Raw genomic sequence first — 7,057 nt, forward strand, 5'->3', positions numbered from 1 at the left:
CCCCCCCCCCCCGAAAATGCCCTAGCGGCCGCGGCCTTTCACGAAGACAGCCGGCAGGATCGGCACCTCGTCACCCCACCAGCGCTCCCGCGCCGAGGCTCGGAGGTCGTGCTCGTCGGTGATGGGGACGCCGCCCAGCCACCGGATGATCGTGGAACGCACAGAGAAGCCCAGGTGGTGCTCGGTCGCGTAGATCGTCTCCTCGGGCGGGGTCTTCATCGGATCATACGATTCGGGCTCGGCCACACCGGCCTCGGCCACGCCGGCCGTCACGAGCAATGCCGCCGCCACCGCGAGCGCAAGCCTCATCGAGCCATGCCTCCTCTGTGATCGGAGTCGAGCGACGCGCCATCAGCCGGACTCAACAAGGGGGGCGCGAGCCCCTCTTCCAGGAGGTTAGCCCGGGGCCGCGAGCCGGCCCAAGCTTTTAGTGCGGGCCGCGGAGGAGGGCGCCGACCGGGACGGGCTTGTAACCCTGGGCGGCGACGAGGTCGAGGAGCCTCGGCATCAGCCGGAGCACGCGCTCGGGCGCCCCCGGGAGCCCCGGGGCATCGTGCAGGTCCACGATCGCTCCGTCGTGCAGGTGATCGGAGCAGTAGCGGAGCTGCGCCTCGGGGGTGCGCGGGCGGAGCCCCTCGGGTTGAATCGACCAGAGCACGCTCGCGAACCCGGCTTGCCGCGCCGTATGAAGCGCCACCGCATTGACGATGCCCCAGGGCGGCCGGAAGAGACCGGGGACGCGACCGGTGATCTCGGCCAGTACGCGGGCGCCGCCGAGCAGCTCGGTTCGCGTGGCCGTCGGGCCCAGGAACCACGCATTTCGGTGATGCCAGGTGTGGTTGCCCACCTCGTGGCCGTCGGCCACGATCGCCCGCACCAGGTCCGGATGCCGCGCCGCCCGGGCGCCGATGAGGAAGAAGGTGGCGCGGACGTCGGCCGCGGCCAGCAGCCGAAGCAGCTGGGGTGTCGCCTCGGGATCCGGTCCGTCGTCGAACGTCAGGCTGATCTGTCGGGGTCCCACTCGACCGCGCCGCACGGCGAGTAGCGGGAGGACGCACTGGGCGCCCCACCCATAGGCGACCCAGGCCCCGGCGCCGACCAGCCCCGCGGTCCGAACGAGTCGCATGGGTCAGCTCACCCGAGCCATGGCGAGCAGCTCCTTGGCGACCGTGCGCGCCGCTTCCGGACGCCGAAGGCGGCGGGCCGCCGCGGCCATCGCCGCGCGCCGGGACGGTTCCCGCAAGAGCGACCGGAGCTCGGCCGTCAGCGCCGCGCGATGGGGCATCCGGATCCCGGCGCCGGCCTGTTCCAGGCACATCTCGTTGGCCCGCTCCTGGCCGGGGAGTGAGCGGTAAAAGAGCAACGGCCGCTCGAGGGCCAGGGCTTCGGCGCACGTCACCGCCCCGCCCTTGGTCACCACCAGGTCCACTGCCCCCACCACGTGATGCATGTCGTCCACCCGCCCGAGAATCCGGAAGCGGCCGTCGCCGCGATACCGGCTCCGGAGGCCGGCGGCCAGCTCGTCGTGCTCCCCGCAGACGACGATGGCCCGGAACGACGCCACGAGCCCGGCCAAGACCTCGCAGACTTCCGCGATCGCCCCCAGGCGCCCCTGCATCCCGCTCGTGACCAGGATCGCCGGCGTCTCGGCCTCGAGTCCCAGCCTCGCGCGCAGCGCCGCCCGGTCGGCCGGGGCCGCGAAGGCGAGACTGATGGGCAACCCGCTGCTCACCACCCGATCGGGCGGGACCCCGAGAGCGGTCATCCCGTCCCGGATCGCGTCAGTGGGCACGAAGTAGCGGTCCACGTGCGGGTAGATCCACTGGCCATGGGCGACGAAGTCCGTGAGCACGATCGCGTGGGGGACGTCCGTCGCGCCGTGGCCGCGGAGCCACGACATCGCCCCGGCCGGCGTGGGATGCACGTGCGCCACGACGTCGGGGCGCGTGGCCGCCAGATGCCGCCCGAGGGCCCGGGCGCCGAGACGGTCCAGGCCGGCCATCGCCGGTGACCGGGTGGGCAGCCGCGCCGACAGGGCATACGCGGCGCCCCACAGGCGCGGCGCCCGTCGCAGGATCAGCCAGAAGAGCGCCCGGGTCGCGCGCGCGAAGGCCGGCGAGACGAAGCGCTCGAAGTGCTCGATCGTCTCGACGGTGGCGCCCTCGGCGGCGAGCCCCTCGGCGAGCGCAGCCGCGACCCGGTTGTGCCCGGACCCGTAACTGGCGGTGAGGATCAGAACGTCGGGCACTGGCCTTCACCCGGAGCGGGGGGCACGCGACGGGCTACGACGGCTGTCGGCCCCGAGACTTCAGGCGCCGAAACGGCGGTCACGCTGCTGATAACTCCGGATCGCGCGGAGGAAGTCGATCTTGCGGAACGCCGGCCAGTGCACATCGCAGAAGTAGAACTCGCTGTAGGCGCTCTGCCAGAGGAGGAAGCCCGACAACCGCACCTCACCGGAGGTGCGGATGATGAGGTCGGGATCCGGGAGGTCGGCCGTGTAGAGATAGCGCCCGATCTCCTCCTGGCTCACGCTCTCGACGATCTCCTCGATCGAGGCCCCTTGCTTCGCCCGGTCGCCGATGAGGCGCCGTACCGCGTCCGCGATCTCCTGGCGGCCGCCGTAGGCGAGGGCGAAGCTCAGCACGAGGTCGCCATAGTCCGCCGTCGCCGCCTCGGCCCGCTGGGCCGCCGCCAGGGTCGAGTCGGGGAGCAGGTCGAGCTTGCCTACCACCCGAACCCGCACCCGGCGCCGGTGGATGCGCGGGTCGTCGGCGATGGTGTTCAGCTTCGCCTCGATCACGGACATGAGCCCCTCGACCTCTTCCGGCGCCCGGGTGAGGTTCTCCGTCGAGAACGCCCAGAGGGTCACCGCCGGGATTCCCAGGTCGGCGCACCAGGCGAGAACCTCGTCCAGCTTCTCGGCGCCGGCTCGGTACGCCTCGATCGGGTCGCGCAGCCCCTGGGCGCGGGCCCACCGCCGATTGCCGTCGAGGATGATCCCCACATGCCTGGGCACGGATCGGCTCAGGACCTCCCTCTCGAGGCGCCGCGCGTACAGATAATAGAGGAGCTGAGGGAGCCGCTTCATGACCGGGGGCTCCTCACGGCCTCGGCCGGCGCGCGATCAGCAGCTTGTACTCTCCCTGCTGGACGACCTCGCCGCGCTGGTTCAGGATCTGCCGTTTTTCCACGAGCACCCCCCCCTCTTTCAGGCCACGCTTGGCGGTCACCTGAATCCGGCAGTGCACCGTGTCGCCAATCCGCACCGGGGCGAGAAAGTGCCAGTCGAGCACCATGAAGGCCAGGACACGCGGCTGCGTCACGGCGACCCGGAGACCGAGCCCGGAGGTGATGGCAATGATCAGGTTTTCGGGCACCGCCGGCGACAGCCCGGGCTCGCCACGCGTCTGGTCGAGCGCCTCGTGGTCGCCCGAGATCCAGGCATAGGTCACGAGATCCGCCTCGGTGACCGTTCGCGCGGGCGTCCGCGCCTCCTCCCCGACCGGAATGTCCTCGAAGTATCGCACGCCTTCCAGGCTTCGCTACGGTCGCCGCTCTACCATGATATCCGTCTCGCCCTCCTGAACCACCTCGCCGCGCTGGTTCAGGACCGACCGCTGGAGGACGACGATGCCCCGGTCGGGCTTCGAGGTCTCCCGCTTGTCGGAGACCTGGATCCGCACCTTGATGGTGTCCCCGATCTTGATCGGCCCCTTGAAGCGCCAGCGGAGGCCGAGGAACGCCATGGTCGCGAACGGGCGAGGCATGGCCCGGCTGCCGAGGCCGGATTGGATGGCGAGCCCGAGGAGCCCGTGGGCGATCCGCTCGCCGAAGATCGAGCTGCGCATGAACTCGGCGTCCGTGTGCAGGACGTTGTAGTCACCCGAGAGCCCGGCGAAGGCGACGATGTCGGCCTCGGTCACCGTCCGCCCGGGAGACACGAACTCGTCCCCTACCTGGATATCCTCGAAGTACTGCCGGCCCTCCCCGGTCATGCGCGCCTCCCCGGGCCACATTCTGACGACCGCTCCGCACTATAGCACACGATTCAGGCCATCCCGCGTTGACGCGCTGTGCCAGCGCACCGTACAATGCGTCCGGCATCGATCCCGTTCCCGCGTCGGGGAGGTCTGGATGCACGATCCGGTCGAGGAGATCCGCTTCCGTGATCCGCGCCTGGCAGAGGTCTGGGACAAGGTCCGGGCCGGCCAGCGGCTCGGCGCCGCCGACGGGCTCGCCTGCCTCGAGACGGCAGACCTGCTCGCCCTCGGCCGGATGGCCGACCGGGTCAAGCAGAAGAAATCGGGCGACTGGGTCTACTTCGTGATCAACCGCTACATCAACCCGACCAACGTCTGCGTCCTCGCCTGCTCGTTCTGTGACTTCGCCCGGCGGAAGGGCGAGGCCGGCGCCTTCGAGTACTCGGCCGACGAGATCGTGGCCATGATCGACCCCGACATCCGCGAGGTCCACATCGTCGGCGGCCACCACCCGGACTGGCCGTTCGACTACTACGAGAAACTGGTCCGCGCCATCCGCCGGGAGCGCCCGCTGGCGCAGATCAAGGCCTTCACCGCCGCCGAGATCGACTACTTCTGGCGTCGCTGGAAGATCGACCCCCGCGAGGCGCTGGTCCGCCTCAAGGCGGCCGGTCTCCACTCGATGCCCGGCGGCGGCGCCGAGGTGTTCTCCGTCCGGCTCCAGAAGGCCCTCCACTATACCGGCAAGGCCGGCGCCGACCGCTGGCTCGAGATCCACCGGATCGCCCACGGGCTCGGCATCCGCTCCAACGCGACGATCCTCTATGGCCACATCGAGACCTACGCCGAGCGCATCGAGCACCTGTTGAGGCTGCGCGCCCTCCAGGACGAGACGGCAGGGTTTCTCACCTTCATCCCGCTCACCTATCAGGTCGGCGACACCAAGCTGGTGCCCCGCCAGGCCTCCTCGGTCGAGGAGCTCCGCATGGTCGCCACCTCCCGGCTCATGCTCGACAACTTCCCGCACGTCGAGGCGTACTGGGTCATGATGGGTGAAGCCACGGCCTCGATCGCGCTCCATTTCGGCGCCGACGACGTAAACGGGACGCTCGTCGAGGAGCGCATCGCCCACGCGGCCAAGGCCGAGAGCCCGGCCGGGCTGGCCCGCGAGCAGATCCTCCGGATGATCCGCGACGCCGGCAAGGTCCCCGTCGAGCGGGACGCCCTCTACGGCGTCGTCCAGGTCTTCAACTGATGCCTTCCGGCGAAGCGGGCCGCCCGATGCCGAGGGTCGGCCGGATCTCGTATCTGAACGTGGAGCCGTTCTTCCACGCCTTCCCCTGGCCGGTCACCGCGGCCATGCCTCCGCGCGCCCTCGGCGAAGCGGTGGCGGCCGGGCGGGTGGACGCGGGGCCGCTGCCGCTGGCCGACTGCCTCCGCCTCGACGGCGAGGTGAGGATGCTGCCCTACGGCGTGGCCACGCGGCAGCGGGGCGCCCAGAGCGTCTTCCTCTTCTCCAGCCGGCCGCTGGACGAGCTCGGCGAGGCCCGCATCGGGGTCACCCCGGAGACGGCGACCTCCATCCGCCTCCTGCGGATCCTCCTCGCCTTCCGCGACGAGGTCGCCGCGCCGGAGCTCCTCGAGCCCGACGCCCCGGCCGACGCGGTCCTGCTGATCGGGGACGTGGCGCTGCGGACCTGGCGCGGGCGCTGGCCGCACCCGTACTGCTTCGACCTGGGGGCAGAGTGGACGCGGTGGACCGGGCTCCCCTGCGTTTTCGCGGCCTGGGCCGTCCGGACCGCCGTCCCCGCCGCCGCCCAGACCGAGCTCGAGCGCGTGCTCGGAGACTCCCTGGACGCCGGCCTCCGGAGCCTCGCGGCCATCGCCCGCGCCCGCCGCGACGTGGAGTTGACCGAGGCCGAGGTCGTCGCCTACCTGGAGGGGTTCGCCTATCGGCTCGGCCCCGAGGATGACAAGGCCATCGCCGAGTTCCGGCGGCTCTCCGCCCTGCTGGCGTCGTGATGCTCGACGCCATCGGCAAACGGATCGAGGCCGGCGAGCGCCTCACGCGCGAGGAGGGCGGCTGGCTCCTGTCCGAGGCGCCACTCCTCGCTCTCGGCCAGCTGGCCCAGGGCGTCCGCTACCGGCTTCACCCCGATCCCGTCGTCACGTACGTCATCGACACCAATCCCAACTACACCAACGTGTGCGTCACCGACTGCCAGTTCTGCGCCTTCTACCGGAAGCCCGGAGACCCGGAGGCCTACACCCTCACCGTGGCGGAGGTCATGGCCAAGCTCGAGCCGGCCGTGGCCCGCGGGGCGACCACCGTGCTGCTGCAGGGCGGCCACAACCCCGCCCTCGGCCTCGACTACTACCTCGAGCTGGTGCGGGAGACGCGGCGGCGCTTTCCCGGCGTGCTTCCCCATTTCTTCACGGCCTCGGAGATCCAGACCATGGCCCAGGTCTCCGGCCTGCCGGTGCGTGAGATCCTCGCGCGCCTCCAGGCGGCCGGCCAGCGCACCCTGCCGGGCGGCGGCGCCGAGATCCTCTCGACTCGCGTGCGCCAGCGGATCAGCCCCAAGAAGGGCGGGCCGGAGGCCTGGCTCGAGGTCCACCGTGAAGCCCACCGGGTGGGACTCCGCTCGACCGCGACCATGATGTACGGCCACGTCGAGCAACCCGACGACGTCCTGGATCACCTGGACGCGGTGAGGGGACTCCAGGACGAGACCGGCGGCTTCACGGCCTTCATCCCCTGGTCCTTCAAGCCCGGCCACACGCTCCTCGAGAAATGGATCAAGCACTACGCCGGGCCGAATGCCTACCTCCGCATGATCGCGCTGGCCCGCTGCTACCTCGACAACGTGCCCCACATCCAGGCGTCGTGGTTCTCCGAGGGGAAGAAGGCCGGGCAGGTGGCGCTCCATTTCGGCGCCGACGACTGGGGCGGCACGCTCCTCGAGGAGAACGTGCACAAGGCGGCCGACTACGTCAACACGATCGAGATCGAGGAGATCGCCACCTTGATCCGCGAGGCCGGCTTCCAGCCCGTCCAGCGCACCACCCTCTAC

The 7,057-nt window shown here is 70.8% G+C and carries 9 protein-coding genes; 3 read left to right on the forward strand and 6 right to left on the reverse strand.

Annotation, left to right across the window (positions count from 1 at the left end; genetic code table 11):
• Positions 1 to 21: 21 nt before the first annotated feature.
• The 6 genes from VGW35_26000 to VGW35_26025 form a co-directional block, all read right to left on the reverse strand.
• Positions 22 to 309 (reverse strand): hypothetical protein, encoded by a 288-nt coding sequence (locus VGW35_26000; protein HEV8311131.1) that lies wholly within the window; start codon positions 307 to 309, stop codon positions 22 to 24.
• Between the two features lie 118 nt (positions 310 to 427).
• Positions 428 to 1,126 (reverse strand): polysaccharide deacetylase family protein, encoded by a 699-nt coding sequence (locus VGW35_26005; protein ID HEV8311132.1) that lies wholly within the window; start codon positions 1,124 to 1,126, stop codon positions 428 to 430.
• Between the two features lie 3 nt (positions 1,127 to 1,129).
• The gene (locus VGW35_26010) at positions 1,130 to 2,248 is read right to left on the reverse strand and encodes a glycosyltransferase (GenBank protein HEV8311133.1); all 1,119 of its coding nucleotides are present in this window, start codon (positions 2,246 to 2,248) and stop codon (positions 1,130 to 1,132) included.
• A 60-nt stretch (positions 2,249 to 2,308) separates the two neighbouring features.
• Complete coding sequence (gene uppS / locus VGW35_26015; GenBank protein ID HEV8311134.1) at positions 2,309 to 3,091, reverse strand: polyprenyl diphosphate synthase; 783 nt, start codon at positions 3,089 to 3,091, stop codon at positions 2,309 to 2,311.
• A gap of 13 nt (positions 3,092 to 3,104) precedes the next feature.
• A complete protein-coding gene (locus VGW35_26020) occupies positions 3,105 to 3,530 on the reverse strand; it encodes a dehydratase (protein HEV8311135.1) in 426 nt (141 codons plus the stop codon).
• A 15-nt stretch (positions 3,531 to 3,545) separates the two neighbouring features.
• Complete coding sequence (locus VGW35_26025; protein HEV8311136.1) at positions 3,546 to 3,998, reverse strand: MaoC/PaaZ C-terminal domain-containing protein; 453 nt, start codon at positions 3,996 to 3,998, stop codon at positions 3,546 to 3,548.
• A 139-nt stretch (positions 3,999 to 4,137) separates the two neighbouring features.
• On the opposite strand from VGW35_26025, the gene mqnE reads away from it, so the two are divergent.
• From mqnE to mqnC, 3 genes are all read left to right on the forward strand, one after another.
• A complete protein-coding gene (mqnE, locus tag VGW35_26030; protein ID HEV8311137.1) occupies positions 4,138 to 5,238 on the forward strand; it encodes an aminofutalosine synthase MqnE in 1,101 nt (366 codons plus the stop codon).
• 26 nt (positions 5,239 to 5,264) lie between these two features.
• Positions 5,265 to 6,005 (forward strand): menaquinone biosynthesis protein, encoded by a 741-nt coding sequence (locus tag VGW35_26035; protein ID HEV8311138.1) that lies wholly within the window; start codon positions 5,265 to 5,267, stop codon positions 6,003 to 6,005.
• Positions 6,005 to 7,057 (forward strand): cyclic dehypoxanthinyl futalosine synthase (gene mqnC / locus VGW35_26040; GenBank protein ID HEV8311139.1); only part of this gene is annotated, 1,053 nt, incomplete at its 3' end. The genes VGW35_26035 and mqnC, both read left to right, overlap by 1 nt.

It is taken from the genome of Candidatus Methylomirabilota bacterium (assembly GCA_036005065.1).
Lineage (GTDB): Bacteria > Methylomirabilota > Methylomirabilia > Rokubacteriales > DASRDR01 > DASYQW01.